The 19906-nt window shown below is 50.2% G+C and carries 18 protein-coding genes; 15 read left to right on the top strand and 3 right to left on the bottom strand.

Annotated features, from left to right (window positions below):
- The first annotated feature begins 5 nt into the window (after positions 1–5).
- Together L6H70_RS02080 and L6H70_RS02085 are read left to right on the top strand one after the other, a co-directional pair.
- Positions 6–479 carry a MarR family winged helix-turn-helix transcriptional regulator gene (locus tag L6H70_RS02080; protein ID WP_236329294.1) on the top strand — a complete coding sequence of 158 codons (474 nt, stop codon included), beginning with the start codon at positions 6–8 and terminating at the stop codon, positions 477–479.
- Positions 457–3618, top strand: coding sequence for an MMPL family transporter (locus tag L6H70_RS02085; protein ID WP_236329295.1), 3162 nt, complete (start codon positions 457–459; stop codon positions 3616–3618). Before L6H70_RS02080 ends, L6H70_RS02085 begins: the two co-directional genes overlap by 23 nt.
- Before the next feature lie 113 nt (positions 3619–3731).
- Here L6H70_RS02085 and L6H70_RS02090 read toward each other — a convergent pair whose 3' ends face one another.
- A complete protein-coding gene (locus tag L6H70_RS02090) occupies positions 3732–4403 on the bottom strand; it encodes a tetratricopeptide repeat protein (protein WP_236329297.1) in 672 nt (223 codons plus the stop codon).
- A gap of 155 nt (positions 4404–4558) precedes the next feature.
- On the opposite strand from L6H70_RS02090, the gene L6H70_RS02095 reads away from it, so the two are divergent.
- The 3 genes from L6H70_RS02095 (at position 4559) to L6H70_RS02100 (ending at position 5884) form a co-directional block, all read left to right on the top strand.
- On the top strand, positions 4559–5341 hold the full coding sequence (locus L6H70_RS02095) for an aldo/keto reductase (protein WP_341482686.1): 783 nt from the start codon (positions 4559–4561) through the stop codon (positions 5339–5341).
- A complete protein-coding gene (locus L6H70_RS28785; RefSeq protein ID WP_341482687.1) occupies positions 5320–5556 on the top strand; it encodes an aldo/keto reductase in 237 nt (78 codons plus the stop codon). The genes L6H70_RS02095 and L6H70_RS28785 overlap by 22 nt, the downstream gene beginning before the upstream one ends.
- Before the next feature lie 169 nt (positions 5557–5725).
- Complete coding sequence (locus tag L6H70_RS02100; protein ID WP_167347611.1) at positions 5726–5884, top strand: hypothetical protein; 159 nt, start codon at positions 5726–5728, stop codon at positions 5882–5884.
- A 169-nt stretch (positions 5885–6053) separates the two neighbouring features.
- Here the strand turns inward: L6H70_RS02100 and L6H70_RS02105 are convergent, their stop codons facing one another.
- Both L6H70_RS02105 and L6H70_RS02110 read right to left on the bottom strand, forming a co-directional pair.
- On the bottom strand, positions 6054–6359 hold the full coding sequence (locus L6H70_RS02105) for an HNH endonuclease signature motif containing protein (RefSeq protein WP_236329299.1): 306 nt from the start codon (positions 6357–6359) through the stop codon (positions 6054–6056).
- A gap of 3 nt (positions 6360–6362) precedes the next feature.
- Positions 6363–6575, bottom strand: a complete 213-nt coding sequence (locus L6H70_RS02110) for a hypothetical protein (protein WP_054940297.1) — start codon at positions 6573–6575, stop codon at positions 6363–6365.
- Positions 6576–6815: 240 nt separating this feature from the next.
- Between L6H70_RS02110 and L6H70_RS02115 the strand changes: the two genes are divergently transcribed.
- The 10 genes from L6H70_RS02115 (at position 6816) to L6H70_RS02160 (ending at position 19883) form a co-directional block, all read left to right on the top strand.
- On the top strand, positions 6816–8177 hold the full coding sequence (locus tag L6H70_RS02115; protein ID WP_236329301.1) for an ABC transporter substrate-binding protein: 1362 nt from the start codon (positions 6816–6818) through the stop codon (positions 8175–8177).
- Between the two features lie 117 nt (positions 8178–8294).
- A complete protein-coding gene (locus L6H70_RS02120; RefSeq protein WP_236329303.1) occupies positions 8295–9248 on the top strand; it encodes a carbohydrate ABC transporter permease in 954 nt (317 codons plus the stop codon).
- Positions 9245–10108, top strand: coding sequence for a carbohydrate ABC transporter permease (locus L6H70_RS02125; protein WP_236329304.1), 864 nt, complete (start codon positions 9245–9247; stop codon positions 10106–10108). The genes L6H70_RS02120 and L6H70_RS02125 overlap by 4 nt, the downstream gene beginning before the upstream one ends.
- Before the next feature lie 148 nt (positions 10109–10256).
- Positions 10257–11981 (top strand): sensor histidine kinase, encoded by a 1725-nt coding sequence (locus L6H70_RS02130; protein ID WP_236329306.1) that lies wholly within the window; start codon positions 10257–10259, stop codon positions 11979–11981.
- Positions 11982–12016: 35 nt separating this feature from the next.
- Positions 12017–13363, top strand: coding sequence for an ABC transporter substrate-binding protein (locus L6H70_RS02135; RefSeq protein WP_236329308.1), 1347 nt, complete (start codon positions 12017–12019; stop codon positions 13361–13363).
- 17 nt (positions 13364–13380) lie between these two features.
- On the top strand, positions 13381–14991 hold the full coding sequence (locus L6H70_RS02140) for a response regulator (protein ID WP_236329310.1): 1611 nt from the start codon (positions 13381–13383) through the stop codon (positions 14989–14991).
- A gap of 141 nt (positions 14992–15132) precedes the next feature.
- Positions 15133–16197 carry a Delta(5) desaturase DesA gene (desA, locus tag L6H70_RS02145; protein WP_236329312.1) on the top strand — a complete coding sequence of 355 codons (1065 nt, stop codon included), beginning with the start codon at positions 15133–15135 and terminating at the stop codon, positions 16195–16197.
- 149 nt (positions 16198–16346) lie between these two features.
- Positions 16347–17486, top strand: a complete 1140-nt coding sequence (locus tag L6H70_RS02150; RefSeq protein ID WP_236329314.1) for a sensor histidine kinase — start codon at positions 16347–16349, stop codon at positions 17484–17486.
- Complete coding sequence (locus tag L6H70_RS02155) at positions 17483–18085, top strand: response regulator transcription factor (protein WP_236329317.1); 603 nt, start codon at positions 17483–17485, stop codon at positions 18083–18085. The genes L6H70_RS02150 and L6H70_RS02155 overlap by 4 nt, the downstream gene beginning before the upstream one ends.
- Positions 18086–18443: 358 nt before the next feature.
- Positions 18444–19883 carry an SWIM zinc finger family protein gene (locus L6H70_RS02160; protein ID WP_236329319.1) on the top strand — a complete coding sequence of 480 codons (1440 nt, stop codon included), beginning with the start codon at positions 18444–18446 and terminating at the stop codon, positions 19881–19883.
- Positions 19884–19906 lie beyond the last annotated feature (23 nt).

Here is a 19906-nt window from a genome sequence, read left to right on the forward strand (position 1 = left end):
GAGTGGTGGATAAAGAGGCGGAGCAGTGGATCAACCGCTATTTGGATGCCTACCTGGTAGTGACAAGGCAGGTTAGTACTAGAATCAAGGAGCGGATATTGGAAGGATTGACGAATGATCAGTTTATGATTCTGCGTCTGATCAAGGGACAGGAGATGTGTACCTCCACCTATCTGGCGGAAGCCGTATGTGTCGGAAAAAGCTCGATTACCGCGATTATTAACCGTCTGGTGGAGGCAGGGATGATTGAACGGACCCGTGATGAGAATGACCGGCGCCTGGTCTATCTGTCGCTGACGGAGCTAGGGAAACAGGGGTTTGAGGTAGCTGATAAGCAGGTAAAGGAAGTGATTTCTCCATATCTGTTTCATTTTGCAGAGGAGGATATCGAGAAATTCATCACCATGTTTGAGAAGCTGGCATTTTTAATGCAGGAGAAACAGGAGGTAGAAACGATTGAAGACCATACTGAAAGCTAGATGGGCTGTGATAACAGTCTGGCTTGCCGTCGCTGTTGTGTTATTCATGACTGCACCGGCCATGTCTGACCTGGTTCGCGAGAAGGGGCAAATCTCCGTTCCGGACGGATATACCTCTTCGCGTGCAGCCGAAATTATGCGGGAGGTCGCAGCTGCCAAGGGCGGAGAGACGCTGCATCAGGTAGCCCTTGTGTTCAATAAGCCGGAGGGACTTAGCGCCGAAGATAAAGAGAGCATCAAACAAGGCGTGGAGAAGCTGGCTGGAGATAAGGAGGCACTTAAGCTTGACTCCATAACAGATCCTTTTTCGCAGTCAGAGCTGGCGGATACGCTGATTGCCAAAGACGGTAATACCATCATGGTGGCACTGTCTGTAAAAGGCGGAGAGGAAGAGGTAAAAGCGTTGCCGGATAAGGTGGATGAATTGCTCGGAGATGTCACTGCCGATCATTATCTGACCAGTGAAGGGCTGATCACCGAGGATACGATTGTCAGCTCGGAAGCCGGCCTGAAGAAATCAGAATACATTACCGTTATTTTTATTCTGCTGATTCTGTTCGTTGTGTTCCGTTCCTTCGTCGCGCCGTTTGTGCCGCTGCTGACGGTGGGACTGAGTTATATTGTATCGCAGTCGATCGTATCCTTCCTGGTTGACCGTTTTGACTTCCCATTATCGACCTTCACACAAATCTTCATGGTCGCCGTGATGTTCGGGATCGGGACGGATTACTGTATTCTGCTGATCAGCCGCTTTAAGGAAGAAATGGCTACTGCAGAAGATACGAAAAGCGCCATTATCTCAACTTACCGCAAGGCAGGAGGCACGGTGTTCTATTCGGGTCTTGCTGTGTTCGTCGGCTTTTTGGCAATCGGCCTCTCGAAGTTCATGCTGTACCGTTCAGCGGTGGCCGTGGCGGTAGGGATCGCTGTAATGCTGTTGGCCCTAGTGACCGTAGTTCCTTTCTTTATGGCCGTCCTGGGCAAAAAGCTGTTCTGGCCTTCAAGCAGCAAGCTGGAGCATAGTGAAAGCCGGATATGGGGAGCGGCAGGTTCCTTCTCGTTGAAAAGACCTTGGGCGGCGCTGCTGATTGTAGCGGCTGTCGTTGCTCCGTTCCTGGTTACTTACGACGGGAAGCTGTCTTTCAACAGCATGGATGAAATCGGCCCGAATTACGCCTCGGTAAAAGGCTTTAATATCATTTCGGAGAGCTTTGGCCCGGGTGAATCGATGCCGGGTAAAATCGTGATTAAAAATGACGACCGTATGGACAGCTCGGAATATATGGGCTTAGCTGAAAAAATCAGCCGTGAGCTGGAAAAGGTGGATGGTGTCAAGTCCGTACGCAGTATGTCACGTCCAACCGGGGAACAAATTAATGATTTCCTGATTCCGACCCAGGTCGCTACCCTGTCAGATGGTCTGGATCAGAGCAATGACGGACTGAACAAGATCCAGTCAGGGCTTGCGGAAGCAAGTAAGCAGCTGAGCGACAATGAACCGAAGCTCCAGGAGGCTGTATCCGGCAGTGCGAAGCTGACGGAAGGAACGGCGGAGCTCAAACAGGGCATTGCTGCACTGGGAGACGGCCTCTCCCGGATTGAGAGCGGCATTAAGAGCGGCTCAGCAGGTGCCGGAGAGATCAAAGCCGGTCTGGCCCAGGCAGCAGCCAGTGCGAAGCAGCTGGCAGATGCGAATGCTGCGCTGCTCCAAGGCTATAAGAAGATTGGCGCAGGGTTGACTGCGCTTGACGGAGGCCTTGGCGGGCTGCAAACACAGCTTGAAGGTGTAGCTTCCGCATTAACCGGGCTGGATGCTTCATTCACCGGCCTTGAAGGCAGTCATCCTGAGCTGCTTCAAGATATGAATTACCAGACAATCAAAGGTACCGTCACTCAAACCGGCACAGGTGCTTCACAACTTGCAGCAGGGCTCGGCCAGATTTCCGGCCAGCTTCAAAGCGCATCGGCAGGCTTGACTGAAGCTAATGCCGGTTATGCCAAGGCGGCGGCAGGTCAGACTGCACTTGCCCAGGGTCTTGAGAAGCTGGTGGCCGGAATCGGACAGCTGCAGACAGGGCTGAACCAGGCGGCAGCCGGCCAGGGCCGGATTGTGGACCAGATTCCGTCGATCAGCAGCGGGCTGGATCAGCTGCAGGGCGGACAACAGCAGCTGGCTGACGGATTTGGACAGCTGACCGGGCAGATTGGCGAGCTCACCAGCGGACTTAGCGACAGTGCGGACGGCCTTAAGCAGATCACCACGGGCCTGAGTTCTGCCCAGGATTACCTGCAGCAGATTCAGGATGCCAAAGACGATGAGCTGAGCGGATTCTTTGTTCCGGCGGAAGCTCTGGAAGCCGAAGGCATGCAGCAGGTGTTTGACACTTATCTGTCTGATGACCGCAAGGTAATGACGCTGGATGTTGTATTCTCTTATAATCCTTACAGCTCTGAAGCGATTGACAGTATGGGAGATATTCAAGCGGCAGTGGACCGTGCGGTCAAAGGCACGAAGTTGGAAAATGCCGAGACGGCCATCAGCGGTGTAACCAGCACCTACAGCGATTTGCAAAAGATCTCTAATGAGGACTATACACGGACGGTTGTGCTGATGCTTGCGGGGATATTTATCATTCTCGTATTGCTGCTGCGGTCGGTAATCATGCCGCTGTATCTGATTGTATCACTGGTAATCACTTACTTTACGGCGCTAGGCATAACGGAAGCAATCTTCGTGAATCTGCTGGATTATTCCGGAATTACCTGGACCACACCGTTCTTCAGCTTCGTAATGCTGATTGCATTAGGAGTGGATTATAGTATCTTCCTGATGGCCCGTTTTAACGAGAACAAAACATGGGATGTTCGTGAAGCAATTCTGCATGCGATGCGCAATATGGGTACGGTTATCCTGTCAGCGGTAGTCATACTGGGAGGCACCTTTGCTTCCATGTATCCATCCGGCGTATTGTCGATGATGCAGATTGCCACTGTGGTACTCTCGGGGCTTGCCCTGTACGCCTTGGTCTTCCTGCCGTTCTTCGTACCTGTTATGGTCCGTATGTTCGGCCGCGCGAACTGGTGGCCGTTTGGCGTTAAGGACAGCGGAGAGACAACGAAGCATGATCTGCATATGTAAATGGCGGCTTCCTTCTAAATAAGCAGCAAAAAGAACCTCTGTGAATTACTGGTGTCCCAGTCATACTCAGAGGTTCTTGTTTCAAAGCATAGAGTTATGTAGCAGTGCATACCTTAACGCATCTTTGCAAAAAAGCTGCGCAGTGCCCAGCCGCGTTCCTGGCGTTTCTTGTATTTCGGGAGGGAGCGGTAGATTGCCGTTGATTCCTCAAAAGCCCGTTTGGCATCCTCATTCCTGCCGAGTGCCTTATACATAGAGCCGGCAAGGTAGTAGGCTTCACTGGATGAAGACTGAATCTCTTGAAATTGGCTCACGTAGTACAGCGCTTTGTCCTGATCTACACCACGGAACGTCTCTGCGAGCTGGAGATAAGGCTGGCCGTATCGTGCCCTGCGGTTGATCTCAAGTCCCTGCAGCATCTGAGCTTCACCTTCCGGCATCAGACCCAGCTTCAGATTCACGTATCCGAGCTCCACCCAATATTCGGCGGATTGTTCATACCGGTCGGTGATCTGCAGGAGAAGATCTTTGGATTCGCTGTACCGCTTGCGTTCTACAAGTAGCCGGGCCAGTTCAAATTTGGCGGAGACATCGTTTGGATTGAGCGAAATGGTCGTCCGCAGTCTGGAAATTTGTCGGCTCCGCCGGAAGGGTCTGGTGATGCTGGGGAAGATGCCGACGTAACGGCGGTCCAGGAAATATAGAATCACCAGCAAAACAATCAAGGCAAGAAAAGGATTGCCCACCAGACGGTATAGCAGTAAAAAGCCCAAGATTTTAAACATGAATTCCCTCCGTTAAAATGGTAACTCCGGATTGGCATTTCGATTAACATCGAACTGCAGAGCAGGGTAATTATACCATATCTCTGCCATATTCCACGATGTCATTTCTATACGAAGACGCTTTATATTCTATATAATGAAAGAAGGATAAGAGAATGAGTACAGTGACATCATCAATCGAATTACGCAAGCTGGGACAATCGGATCTGGAGGTTTCACCGCTGGGCCTCGGATGCTGGCAATTCAGCCGGGGAAGCGGAATTGTAGGGAAGTACTGGAGTAATCTTGAGGATGCGGATATCCTCGAGATTGTGAAGGCGAGTCTGGAGGGCGGCATGAACTGGGTGGATACAGCGGAAATTTACGGGGGCGGCAAATCGGAACAGGCGCTTGCGTATGTGTTGGACCAGCTGAAGCGCGAGGGCAGCATCCATGCCACACCGCTGATTGCCACCAAGTGGTGGCCGATGCTCCGCACAGCGGGGTCGATCACCTCTACCATTGATGAACGTATCCGCTGTTTGGGCGGACGTAATATTGATTTATATCAGATTCACCAGCCCTTTTCTTTGTCTTCCATCGCCAGTGAGATGAAGGCGATGGCCGGTTTAGTTAAAGCAGGCAAAATCCGTTATGTTGGCGTAAGCAATTATTCGGCCAGACAGATGACGGAAGCACACCGCCTGCTCCAGCAATACGGCTTGTCGTTAGTCTCGAACCAGGTGAAATACAATCTGCTGCACCGCAATATTGACCAGAACGGCACGATGGCAGCCGCTAAGGAGCTCGGTATTTCAATTATTGCCTATTCCCCGTTACAGCAGGGCATTCTGACCGGTCGATTCCATAATGACCCTGCACAGATCCATGCGGTATCCGCCTGCGGAGGATGCAATCCGGCCTCGATGAGAAGAGCTTGGCCCGCAGCAAGCCACTGATTGATCTTCTTGCCGTCTTTGCCGGAAAATATGGAGTTACACCTGGCCAGATTGCTCTAAACTGGCTGATCTATTATCACGGGGATACGGTGGTAGCCATTCCTGGTGCTTCTAAGGTCCGGCACGCCCGGGAGAATATCGGAGCCATGAGCTTCCGGCTGGAGAAGCAGGAGCTGGAACAATTGAATGAAGCCTCCTGGGCTGCTATGAAATAGAATTTATTATAGCTTTGGACCGGATAAACGGTCTGAAGCTTTTTTTATTGGGAAATGCAAAAAAAATGCAAAAAAACTGTTTAGGATTGGAAACTCGGGGTTAATTAAGGGATAAGAAAGTGCGCAACCACGAAAATGGGTGCAGATTACGGAAGGAGGCTGAACCATTATGAGCATGACAGTACATAATCTTATGGCTTTCAATCATCAGTTTTTTAGACCTCAACCTGTCATCGAGCCCAAGCAGTCCAGAACAGATGAGAAGACGCAGAGCTTCCAGGATATCCTTAACGAGAAGCTGAAGGTCCAGAATCAGATGAAGCGGTAGCCTGGAGAACAACGAAGTAAATATCGCAGAATATTCATGAAATTGAATAGAAGCCGGACATTTGGCCAAATAGGGCTACGTGTCCGGCTTCTTTGTGCTTCTGTAGACTTCGGGGCAGTGAAATCAACGGCAGTTTCTTGGCATCCGTTGAACAGGCAGAGGGCTAGTCTTACCGTTTGCTCCGGACCCTCTGTGACTTGCGCAGCTTCGGCTCGGCTCCCGGGGGTTGTTTGCTTATCCACTTCAAATATGCAGCAATCTGCTGGTCCTGACGCAGGGCTTGGATGGTGGTCAGGTCCATCCGGACAAGATCGGAATTAGTATAAAGCGCATGAATCTGCCGGTGGCAGGCTTTGCAGAGCAGCGCAGTGGGCTGCATTGCGCCCCCTTTTTCCCGGGGAGTGAGATGATGGACTGTAGTAGCCAGTGGTGAACGTCCGCATAATTCACAGGTACCTGCAGCCTGTCCCTTCATAGTCTAAGGTCTGACCTCGAAGAACTGGCAGGTCCGGCGGGAATAATAAGTTAAGTCGCTTACCCGCGACTGAATCACTACGTCCGAATCCGTGAAGCGGACAACCGTTGCCCCCGAATTCACCAGATGATCATCCTCAAAGACCCGGACAGGCAGTTTATGGTCAATCGCTTCCTGTAAATCGCTGTCGGTCATAAGCGGGCGGTTGATAGGCATGAGAGCACTCTCCTTTTAGCGGCAAATAATAGCTGGAAATACAACCAGTATACCTGCGGAGGAGGGATAAATCCAATCCGTTAGCCCAAAAGAATAGCTGTCTGCAGTGTAAACGTAATCACATTTGATCGTAATCGTAAGTATTTCCACCTCAAATCGGAAGTTTGACTCCTCAAAAAAAGATTTCTCCTACGTTACACTAAGTCTTGTAAGAGAAACCTTTGAAAGGGGTACAAAGGAATGAAAAAAGTAAAGCACCTGGCGCTGACGCTTGCGTCCATCATGCTTGTAGGTTCACTTGCAGCATGCGGAGGCAACAACAACGCAGGAAACAATGCTACGAAAGAAAATACAGGTAACAACGCAGCAAGCACTAATGCACCGGCAACAGAAGAAGCAAGCGCAGAGCCGGCTGAGAAAGTGGAGCTCTCGTTCTGGACACTCGGTAACGTCAACTATGAAGATCTGGCGAACGAGTACACGAAGGAGCACCCGAACGTAACGATCAAAATTCAGAATACCGGTGACCAGACGGCACACCACAACAATCTGACGACTGCTTTGTCTGCCGGTTCAGGCGCACCTGATATTTTCCAGCTTGAAATCGGTTTCATGGAGCGCTTTATCAGTGCTCAGGACAAATTTTATAACCTGAATGATCTGGGTGCCAAAGATATTCAGGCTAACTATCTGGACTGGAAATGGAAGCAGGCTTCCTCCATCGACGGCAGCTTCCAGCTTGGGCTTCCGACAGATATCGGCCCTACAGTTGTATACTATCGTACCGATTTGGCTGAAGCAGCCGGTCTGCCAAGTGATCCGGAAGGATTCAGCGCAGCTATCGACACTTGGGACAAATTCGCGGCTGTAGCCAAAGCGTACAAAGACAAAACCGGCAAATATTTCTCCGATTTGACCGATCTTACGTATAACGCACTGCGTGACCAGTCTGCAGATGAAATCTACTTCAGCAAAGCTGACGGTAAATTCATCGGCGACACCAATCCGCAAGTGAAAAAGGCTTATGACTTCACCGTTAAAGGTATTCAAGAAGGCTGGATCAGCAACTATCTGCTGTGGTCGCCTGAGTGGGGCCAAGGCATGAGCGACGGTTCGTTCGCTGTAGTTATGGGTCCAGCATGGATGGCCGGTAACATCAAGAGCAATGCTCCGGATTCCTCCGGCAAATGGAAAATCGCACAGCTTCCTGAAGGTGCAGGCAACTGGGGCGGTTCGTTCATCACCCTGCCAAAAGAAGGCAAGCATCCTAAAGAAGCCTATGATTTCATTTCTTGGTTGGTCAACAAAGACAATCAGCTCGAATCGTTCAAGACAAAGGGTCTGATGCCTTCGATTCCTGCACTGTATGAAGATCCGGCATTTGTAGATTTCAAAGATGATTTCTTTGGCGGCCAGCAAACAGCGGTTGAATTCGGTAAAGCAGCAAACCGCGTAAAACCGGTATACTACGGACCACTGCATGACCAGACTGACACTTTCTTCAAAAACGCGCTTAAAAACGTGATTGAAAAGAAAGCGGACCCTGCAAAAGAGTGGGACGATGCTGTAAAACAAGCGAAGACCTTGGCTGAACGGAGCTAGGACTCCCCGGCGCCAAGACTGATATGAACTGGATATCCGGATTCCTGGAGAGTAAGCCTCCCCGGGAATCCGGATTCTTCGGAAATGGAGTTTTCTTAATTTTCCTGGAGGTGTGACATGGCAGAACCCGTAATTACGAGTCCGCATGCCGAGAGCAAACGCCCTTTTTTAACTGAACAAAGACGGAGCCGGATTACGGCCTATACCTTCATTTCTCCGTTCTTTATTCTGTTCTCGATATTTGGACTATACCCGATTTTCTTCACCTTTTATTTGTCCTTCTTTAAATGGGATGCACTCAACCCGATGAAGTTTGTCGGCTTCAAGAACTATGATCTGGTCACTAGTGACCCTACCTTCTGGATTTCTTTTAGCAATACACTCATTATGGGGCTTATGGGAACTGTTCCCCAGGTGATGCTGGCCCTGCTGCTGGCAGTTCTTCTGCACTCAGGGATGACCAAATTCAAAAAAACGTTTCGTATTCTTTACTTCATGCCGAATATTACGTCCATTGTGGCCGTTACACTTGTATTCAGCACCTTGTTCGGAAACAACGGAATGATCAACTGGATGCTAAACGGGCTCGGGCTTGATAGCGTAGCCTTTAACTCCGGCTGGTGGGGAGTGAAGATAGCCATCTCCACCATGGTAATGTGGCGCTGGACGGGTTACAATGCAATTCTCTTCCTGTCCGGGCTGCAGAGTATTCCGATGGATTTGTACGAAGCCGCCCGCATCGACGGCGCGAACCGCAGACAGCAGCTGTTCTCGATCACTTTGCCGCTGCTTAAGCCCTTCATTATCTTCGTGTCCCTGCAGTCAACGATCGGCGCGCTGCAGCTCTTCACAGAACCTTATGTATTCCTCGGACAGGCGGGCACAGGCTCTACCCGTCAGGAAGGGATTACGATGGTTACTTATCTTTACAGCGAAGCATTCCGCAACGGATTCTTCGGTACAGCGGCGGCTACAGCAGTCATGCTGTTCCTCGTTACAATTCTATTCTCCATCCTTAATATGCTGATTTCCAGAGGCACAGGCGGAGACACTGGAGGTAGAAAAGCGTGAGTACACTGCGTATATTTAGAAAAAAAACAGATGATCTCGGGTTCTTCGGAAAATTAGGCTTCTATCTCCTCTTGATTTTTGGAGCACTCATTTCGGTCTTCCCGTTTTACTGGATGTTTGTCGTAGGAACCAATGACAAGGGCGCTGTGTTTCATGTACCGCCATTGCTGACGGTCGGAGACCAGTTCATCCACAATTTCAAGCGGGTACTGGAAAAGGCGGACTTCTTCCAGGCGCTCGGCAACTCGCTGTTCGTATCGTCAATGGTAACCCTTTCCGTTGTGTTTTTCTGTACTCTGGCCGGTTATGCTTTTGCCAAATATGAATTTCCGTTTAAAAACGGGCTGTTTGTATTTGTTATTGCCACTCTAATCGTTCCGCAGCAGCTCGGTGTATTGCCTACTTATGTCATTATGGCTAAATTACACTGGATTGACAGCTATAAGGCCCTGATTGTTCCGGCCATGGTCAATGCCTTCGGGATCTTCTGGATGCGCCAGTACATTTCTACGGCCGTTCCAACCGAGCTGATTGAGGCTGGACGGATTGACGGAGGCGGTCATTTCCGCATCTTCTGGAAAATTGCCGTACCTGTTATTACACCTGCAATGGCGACCCTGGGCATTCTCAACTTCATGACGGTATGGAATGATTTCTTCTGGCCGCTCGTAGTCTTGAAAAACAAGGAACATTATACGATTCAGCTCGCCCTGCAGCAGCTATTTACAACCCGTGACGGGCTGGATTATGGTATGATCATGTCCGCAACCTTTACCGCCACCCTGCCGCTGCTGATCGTGTTCCTGCTGTTCAGCCGCTGGGTCATTGCCGGCCTGACTTCAGGCGCAATCAAGAGTTAAGTCTGGTTTTGCTGGCAAACAAGGAAACCGGAAGTTCCATGAAGAATAGTAAATAAAGCAGAAACGTCAGAGCCGTCCTTTTTTTTAAGAGGGCGGCATTCGTTTCGCTTAAGTCAGGCTTAAGGCAGCAGGGAGAAGGTAAGGAGAAATGAAGCTACGGCGCAAAATCTTATTCGCTATTATTCTTCTCGTGTTCATTCCCGTAATTATTATGGGTACCGTTACCTACGTATATTTCTCAAGTGCGATGGAGAAGAAATCAAGTAATTTCTATTGGATCTCTCTTTTGGAGACAGACCGCAAGCTTAAATTTGCTCTCAGTGAAATCTCTTCAATCACCAATTCGGCCATTACACAGCCTGCGATTCAGCAGTCGCTGAAGCAGCCGAATTTTGTGCTGACGTATGACCGCAAGCAGGAAATCAACAATCTGCTGATTAACCATCCTATGATTACCTCCTTCAGCCTATACGGCAAGGACCGGCTGCTGTATCAGTATAATGCGCCGATGTCTTTTGCAGATATGCGTAAACAGGTGTGGTATGGCGCTATGGAAAGCGCCGAAGGCAGGCCCGTCTGGTCCGGTCCCGGGGAGAACGGCTCGGAATCCTCCGGAAATCCGGTGCTTGTACAAGCCAGAGTTATCAAAGACTATTATTCCCTTGAGGATATCGGCTACCTCGTCGTGTATGTTAAACCAGATTTGCTTGATCAGATTTTCTGGGAAGCGGCGACGCTGAAAAAAGGGGATATTCTGCTGGTTAACAAACAGGGCAATATCGTCTTCAATAAATCCGGGGAGCATATCGGACAGCGGACGGATTTTCCTTTTTTGCAGGAGGATTATACCCAGACGCAGGACTATTACATCGACAATTATCAAGGAGAGAAATCACTGATTACTTTCCTCCCTTCACATAATGCGGACTGGTATCTGGCAGCGATCACACCGATGAATCTGATTTCCTCGGAGTCAGCTTCCATCCGCAATTTAGCCATTATCTTGGGAACGGTTTCACTTTTGTCCGCCTTTTTGTTCGACCGATATTTTATCAGGAGGCTTGTGCGCAGCATTAACAGTGCGGTCAACGGGATGAAAAGGGTAAAGCAGGGGATTTTTATGCCCATATACAGCCCTGTGCGTTCCGATGATGAAAGCGACCTGCTGATCGACGGATTCAACCGGATGAGCTCACAGATTAGTGAACTGATCCAGCAGGTGCAGACGGAACAGGGACGCAAAAAGGAAGCGGAAATGCAGGCGCTCATGGCGCAGATCAATCCGCATTTTATCTATAATTCACTCGAATCAATCAACTCCATGGCGGTTCTGGCAGGTAACCGGGGCATCAGTAAGATGGTCGTCTCGCTCGGCAAGCTGCTGCGGATCAGCATCAGCCAGAATCAGGAGCTGATCCCTCTGCAAATGGAGTTTGAGCATGTCCGGCATTATCTGGATATCCAGAAATTCCGCTTTGAAGATAAGTTTAGCTATGCCATCGATCTGCCGGATCCGCTCAAACTGGTAATGACACAGAAGCTGATCGTACAGCCGATCGTGGAGAATGCGCTATATCACGCCATTGAGCAGATGGAAGAGCACGGGGTGATTACAATCGGCGCACAGGAGAACGGCAAGGATATTATCATCATTGTGAAGGACAACGGCCCGGGCTTTGATCTGTCGACCTTGATGAGTCTATGGGATAAGGAACACAGCAATCCGAAGAAATACAGCGACAACGGGGTGGGGCTCCGGAATGTGCATGAGCGTCTTAATATCCGTTTTGGCAATCCTTACGGCATTCTAGTCTGTTCATCTCCGGGATTCGGCTCGACCATCTGTATCCGTATTCCAAAAATACAGCCATGAAGAACGTGAGCGGGACGAAAGTGGGGAGAAATGCTGTGAGATGGTTAACCAAATGGGGATGGATTCTGCTCTATATTTTAATAATGGCTGGAGCGGTGCTGTTTATTACAATAGGCTACAAGGAGCCGATCGAAGACAACTCTCCCGAGAAAATCACGCTGACCTTCCGCCATTTCTGGATGAAGGAGCATGACCGGCCGCTGCTTGCTATCTTTGAAGAGGTTGTCCGGGATTATCAGAAGGACCATCCGAATGTAAAGGTAAACTTTGAAGGCTTAGACCAGACCATTCACCGCGAGCAGAAGCTGAAAAGCGAAATGGTCACCGGTACGCCGCCCGATATGTTTGTGCTCTTCGGCGGTGCCGAGATCGAGCCTTATGTTCGTTCCAACCGGCTGATGGATCTGACGGATTTCGTGCAGGAGAACGGCCTGAGAGACCAGTTCAGCGATCTGCATCTCTGGACCTTCAACAATCATATCTACGGGCTGCCGATTGAAGGGAATGCGGAACCGCTCTATTACAATAAGACTTTGTTCAATAAGTTGAGTATCAAACCTCCTGGAACGGTGGAAGAGCTTGATAAAGCGATCAGACAGCTGAAACAAGCCGGCTACATCCCCTTTGCCCTCGGCAATGAGGACCGCTGGCCCGCTGGCATTTTTGCGCATTATCTGATGGACCGTTATGCCGGACCGGAGCTGATTCAGAAGCTGGTAACAGGCAAAGATGCGGTCACCTTTAAGAATAAGGCCTATCAGCAGGCTTTTGAGCACCTGAAGAAATGGATCGATGAAGGGGCATTTAGCAGCGCTTCAAATGATACTTCACCAGAAGAGGCAGTTCGGATGTTCACGGGCGGTGAAGCCGGGATGTATCTTAACGGTAACTGGGACATTAACCTTTTTACGGGGGAGACAGCTCCTGCTGACTTTCAGAACCAGGTAGGCGTCATTCCCTTTCCTTCCTTAACCAAAGGAACGGAAGCCTCGATAGCAGGCGGGTACACGATCGGGATCGGCCTCTCTTCCAGCCTGACAGAAGCTAAGCGGGAGGCGGCATTGGAATTGATGAAAGCCTTCTATACGAAGGAAATTCAGACACGGATCGTCTATGAGGGATTAAGAATTCCCTCCATGCGTATCACCTTTGATCCGGAGAAGACGGGTCCGGTGTTCGCTCAAGTCATGTCGGTGATGGAACAGAACCACCAGAGCTTCGTGCCGTATGACAATTTACTGTCACCTGAAGTGAAGAAGACCTTCCTCAGCGTGATCGAAGATATGATCGACGGCGGCCTGTCTGCTGATGATGCTCTTGGGCAGCTGCAGTCCTCGTCCGAGCAATACTGGAATCTCATACAAAGCTCAACACTTCAATAATCTGGGAGGTGCCGGAAATGGGTGCACGGCAAGAGAAATATAAAGTGCTGCTGGTGGATGATGAGCCGATCATTCTGCGCAGCCTTAAAGTAGCGATCCCGTGGGAGGAGCTGGGTCTTACCATCGCGGGTGAAGCACGGAACGGTGAAGCGGCATTAAGGCTCATTGAAGAGCATTCCCCGCATATTGTGATCAGTGATATCCGCATGCCTGTGATCGACGGGATTGCTTTAATGAAAGAAGTGCTGCCGCGGAGTGCGAAGCTGCTGTTTATTTTTATCAGCGGCTACGGTGAATTTGAATATGCGCGGGATGCGCTGCGGCTTGGAGCGTTTGACTATCTGCTGAAGCCGATTGACCATGACGAGCTGACGGAAATGCTAACCCGCGCGCGGCTTAAGCTTGACCGGCAGAAAGAGAATGAGCAGCTAATGCATTCGGTGCAGATGCTGTCCATTCTGGCGAGAGAGAGGATGTTCACCGAGTTCACACTTGGCAATCCGCGTCCGCTGCAGCATCTGAAGTGGCTGGAGAACAGCGAGCTGGAAAGGGAATATTTCATGGCTGTAGTCCGGCTGGACGATTATGCCGCCCTTACCGCCAAGTGGAGCGCCGAGGAGAAACATCTCTGGCTGTTCGCGATCCGCAATATTCTTGAAGAGTGGTCGCTGGAGAACGGGGCATTGTCGATCTTCCCGTTCTACAACGGGGAGTGGGTGCTGCTGTTCCCAGGAAGCTTGAGTACAGTCAAAAAAGAACTCGGCGAGCGGCTGGTTGCCGATATTAAGCGCTATTCCAAGCTGCATTGCTCGGTGGGCATCAGCCGCAGCACACAGGGAATTGACCAGTTAAGCACCGTATATCCGCTTGCTGCCAAAGCGCTGTACCAGCGCTTTTACTCCGGCCAGGCAGGGGTATTCATCGAAGAGGAAACGCCGGAGGAATCCGTCCGTGAGGTACAATATCCGAAGGAGCTGGAGCTTTCGCTTATTGAGAGTATCCGTACCTTGAATATGGAGCGGATGCTGGTCCTGTTCGATGAAATGGCCAGCTTCATCGAATCCCAGTCGTTGCCAAAGGAATTAGCACAGCGGATCATCATTGAGCTTGTCGTAGTCTTATACAGACAATTTGAGCAGCTGAACATGCAGGCGGAGTGGTCGCTCGAAGGGCTGCTGGGCAAGCTGCAGGGACTGGGGACCCTAAGCTCTGTTATCAATGTGCTCAAGGAGGACTTCCGCAGCTGGATGCAGGAGGGCAGCAAGCAGGTCACCCGCGAAGACGGCCGGAGTGTCGTTGATAAGGCCAAACGGTACATTGAAGAGAATTATCATAAAGATCTTAGCATCGAAGAAGTAGCGGAAGTGGCGGACTTAAGCATCAGCCATTTCTGTACCTTGTTCAAACAGGTCTCGGGCTATACCTTCCTGGAGTTTGTGACCTACTACCGGATGGAGAAGGCTAAATATATCCTTCTGAACAGCAGTGTGAAGGTATATCAGGTGGCACCGCTCGTCGGATATCAGGACCCCAGATATTTCACCCAGGTGTTCAAGAAGGCAACCGGCAAAACGCCGACAGAATTCCGAGAGCAGTATACCCAGCAGGCGAATGAGGGATATAAATAATAGTTAAATAAGGAGAGGGTATGATATTTGTCATACCCTCTCCTTGATGTTTATGCCTTACTGTCATGACACTTCCTTCTTTATAATGATAAGTATAGATGAATGTATCCCTTACCGGACACACGAGGAGGAAACGACCAGATGACGAAGAGCAATGCTACCCAGCTCTCCAGCCTAAAAAAAAGCGTGGCCCCTTTTGAACAAAACGACCATAAAAGAAGTATAAACCAGCTTATTAATACCCTCGGACCACTGATCCTGTTATGGGCCGCAGCCTACTTGAGTCTTTCTGTTTCATATTGGCTGACCTTGCTGTTTGCAGTACCGGCAGCGGGCTTCGTAATCCGCACCTTTATTATTTTCCATGACTGCTGTCATGGTTCATTCTTCAAGAACCGGAAAGCCAACGATATTCTCGGTACGCTTACAGGGGTGCTGACCCTGGTGCCTTACCGCCAGTGGAAGCACAGCCATTCGATCCATCATGCCGGCAGCAGCAACCTCGACAAAAGAGGCATCGGCGACATATGGATTATGACAGTGGATGAATATATTGCGGCGACTCCGCTTAAACGCTTATACTATCGGATTTACCGCAATCCGCTGGTTATGTTTGGTGCCGGTCCGATTGCAGTATTCCTGATTCAATACCGCTTCAATGCCAAGGGTGCAAGACGTAAAGAGCGCATGAATACTTATCTGACCAATATCCTGATTGCGGCACTGTATGGAGCGATGATCTGGGCAATCGGCTGGCAGGCTTTCCTGCTGGTACAGCTGCCAATCGTATTCGTCTCCGGCTTTCTCGGAATCTGGCTATTCTATGTACAGCACCAGTTCGAGGATACTTTCTTTGAGCATGAAGAGGAATGGAGTTATGTGATGGCTGCTGTGGAAGGAAGCTCTTATTATAAGCTGCCGAAGGTCCTGCAATGGATCACCGGCAACATCGGCTTTCACCATGTGCATCATTTAAGCCCGAAGGTGCCGAACTATAACCTTGAGCTGGCACATAATGCTACACCGCCGCTGCAGAAAGCAACGACAATCACCATTGGAACCAGTCTAAAGGCGCTCCATTTCCGGCTGTGGGATGAGGAGAATAAGGGTTTTGTAGGCTTCAAGGAGATCAAAGCCCGGCTGCGCCATCCTTTGCCTTCGGTAGAGGGGCTGAAAGTGCGCAAACCGGAACTCCAGACTAAATAGTATGATGCGTGTTTGCAGTCAGGAGAGGAAGTCAGTCCCGGAGAATATCAGGCGGGTGTGGCTTCTTCTCTTTTTTTTCGGGGATTGCCGGTTAACGTAAGCTTTATGCTAAAATGGGGGTAATCTAGCTGGCTAAAAGGATGGCTGACATGCAGAAGTGGCATCATATTTTTCATAAAAGTACAGGTCTAAGCCCTTATGTTTGGGTTGTGTTCTACATCCTTCCGTTTTACTCGATTTTCCGGTCCTCTTCGATGGATCGGTGGGTATATGGAATTGTGATGATTATTATGTTTTTTGCCTGTTACGTGCTCGCCTTCAAATCTAAGGGATGGGTAGTTTATTTCTGGACTAGTGTGCAGATTATCGTCTCCATTACGATGACGCTAATGTTCGGGTATATGTATTTTGCACTGTTTCTGGCCTTTTTTATCGGTAATATTCAGAACCGCGGCGGCTTCTTCACCATGTACACGATCCATTTGCTGACGACCATCGTAGCCATCAACTACGAGCTGATTACCCGTAATCCAGTGTTTCTGTCGCAGCTGCCGTTTGTGCTGGTGAGTATCATTGCCGTAGTACTGCTTCCCGCCACGACCTATAACCGCAATAATCAGGATAAACTGCAGGGACAGCTGGAGGATGCGAATAAAAGGATTTCGGAACTTGTCATCATGGAGGAGCGCCAGCGGATCTCCCGCGACCTGCATGATACCCTGGGCCAGAAGCTGTCGCTTATCGGGCTAAAGAGTGACTTGGCCAGCAAGTTGATCAGCAAAAATCCGGCGCAGGCGGTCGTGGAGATCAATGATGTCCGCCAGACAGCCAGAAGCGCGCTTAAAGAGGTCCGTGAAATGATTACGCAGATGCGCGGCATCCGGCTTGAAGATGAACTTGTGAGGATCCGGCAGTTTCTGCAGGCGGCAGAAATTGAATTCGAGCTGGAGGGCAGCCCTAAGCTGACCAATACTTCACTGATTACGGAAAATGTGCTCAGCATGTGCATTAAAGAAGCCGTAACGAATGTGGTGAAGCACAGCGGCGCCACATTTTGCCGGATTGGGATCGAGCCTTCCCGGACGGATCTGGTCATCAAGGTTGCCGATAACGGGAGAGGCATTAAGCCCGCAAATCAGGAGAATAAAGGCCACGGCTTGCAGGGTATGCGGGAGCGGCTTGAATTTGTTAACGGAAGTATGGAGATTGTGCAGAACAGCGGGACAACCATAGTGGTTAAGGTACCTACGGTGATCCGGCAGCTGGAGCAGGAGGGGAAAGAGGAATGATAAAGATTGTAATTGCTGAGGATCAGCGCATGCTGCTGGGCGCACTGGCTTCACTGCTTGATCTGGAAGAGGATATGAAGGTGGTCGGTCGTGCAACCAACGGTGAGGAAGCCGTTAAGCTGGTGAAGCTGCATACGCCTGATATTTGCATCATGGATATAGAAATGCCTGCCATGACCGGACTCGAAGCAGCGGAGGCCTTGAAGAGTTCCGGGTGTAAAGTCATGATCCTCACCACCTTTGCCCGGGCCGGCTATTTCGAGCGCGCGGTGAAGGCTGGAGTGGACGCCTATCTGCTGAAGGACAGCCCCAGTGAAGAGCTGGCCCTCTCCATCCGCAGTGTGATGGCCGGCAGACGGATTTATGCACCGGAGCTCATGGATGAGGCTTACAGCAGTGAAGCCAATCCGCTGACACAGCGGGAAAAGGAAGTGCTCGGGCTGATTGCCGACGGCAAAAATACCAAGGAAATCGCCAGCCAACTGTACATTACAACAGGAACGGTACGGAACTATATCTCAGTTATTCTTGACAAGCTGGATGTAGGCAACCGGATTGAGGCAATTACACGTTTTAAGGAAAAAGGCTGGTTTAAGTAAGCGGGGTTCCGCATATATTTTATTATGAGGTGAAGCTGTCATTCGGAATGTACAGTCACACCCGATCATCACGGGGGACCGCCAAGGTCTGCCCTGTTTTTTTGCGCGGATTCGCAGAAACGATTCCGTCCCTAATTGGACGGCGAAGCCGTTTCTTCTTAGGTCTACATTCAGTTATCTAGTTCCATTCTCCTGTTTTTACCATTCGGGGGCTTGAGAGATTGGAAGAGGAAATGATTTTTGCTAAGATGAATGCAAACATGTGATCTTATTCCCTGTACTTGGGTAATAGAGATCATGTTCCAATTTTGCCCAATATTCTGTTTAATTCAGCCAAACAAGTCGGGAGGAATCTGATTTGCCTGAACTTACTTCATCCTATGTAGATTCGTTAGCACCGAATGCCGCTGCTATCAAGAATGGACAGGGGCTGGTACGCAAAAAAAGCTTCATCCAGCTTCACCGTTCTGAGAACGGAGAGCTGCTGTTCGGGCAATGTGCGGGAAGCGGAAAGACACCGTATGAATGCTCTGTAGATTTTGTGGCTCCGGAGAACCCTGTCTTCCGCTGTTCCTGCCCGAGCCGGCAGTTTCCATGCAAGCACACCCTAGGCCTGCTGTATGCCTATGTGGAAGGCCAGTCCTTTACACCTGCACAAGTTCCAGAGACGATCGCCGCCAAGCGTGAAAAGGCTGAGAAACGGGAAGAGAACAAGGTGAAGCAGGCTGCCGAAGGCACCGGAAGTAAACCGAAGAAAGTCAATAAATCAGCACTTAAGAAAAAAATATCGGCCCAGCTTGAAGGGCTGGACCTGCTGGAGAAGCTGGTGCTTTCATTGATCCGCGGCGGGTTGTCCACCATTGATGCCAAGACACTTAAGACGGTTCAGGAGCACGTGAAACAGCTGGGCAACTACTATCTGTCCGGTGCACAGATTGAACTGCGCCGGTTCGCGCTGCTGCTGGGGAAGGGGCAGGACCGTGAGCAGAGCTATACATATGCTGTGGAGCAATTGACACGGCTGCATGCCTTTATTAAGAAAGGCCGGAGTTATCTGACCGCAAGAAGCGAAGATCCGGAGCTTGCGCCGGACTATGAATCGACCATAGATGAATGGCTGGGCCACGCCTGGCAGCTGGCAGAACTGAAGGAATATGGGCTTACAGAGTCAGATGTTGAACTGCTTCAGCTCGCCTTCTATAGCTATGATGATCATGCACGGCAGGAATTCGTCGATCTCGGGTACTGGCTGGACATGGCCAGCGGTATGATCCACAAGACTGTTCACTACCGCCCTTACAAAGCAGCCAAGCTGCTGCGGGAGGATGACAGCTTCTTTGATGTTGCCAAGATTCCGCTGCTCTACAAATATCCCGGGGAACTCAATGCCCGGGTACGTTATGAAGAGATGATGGCGAGACTTGTCACTCCGGCTGACCTGGCCCAGGTTCGGGTTCATGCAGACCGCAGCTTCGCGGAAGCAATCAAGAGGGTGAAAAATCAGTTAAAGAATCCGTTAAGCGATAAGCAACCGGTTCTGCTTCTATATGCAGCTAGCCTTGGAGTGACGGAGCACGGCGAATATGTCATAACGGATGAAGCTGGCGGGCAGCTTGTGCTGGGGGATATTTCCTCATTGCCCCAGGGTACGCTCCAGCTGCTGCCATTCCTGTCTCCCGCCAGTCTCAAGGGCTGCTCACTGCTGGTGATGTTTGAACATGACCTGGACCAGGGCAGGCTGGTTGCCCAGCCGCTAAGCGTCATTACTGATGAGGGGATTACACGTCTCCTATACTAAGCAAACTTTATGAATCATAATTT

The sequence above is a fragment of the Paenibacillus auburnensis genome (genome assembly GCF_927798115.1).
In the GTDB taxonomy this organism is placed as follows: domain Bacteria; phylum Bacillota; class Bacilli; order Paenibacillales; family Paenibacillaceae; genus Paenibacillus_AQ; species Paenibacillus_AQ auburnensis.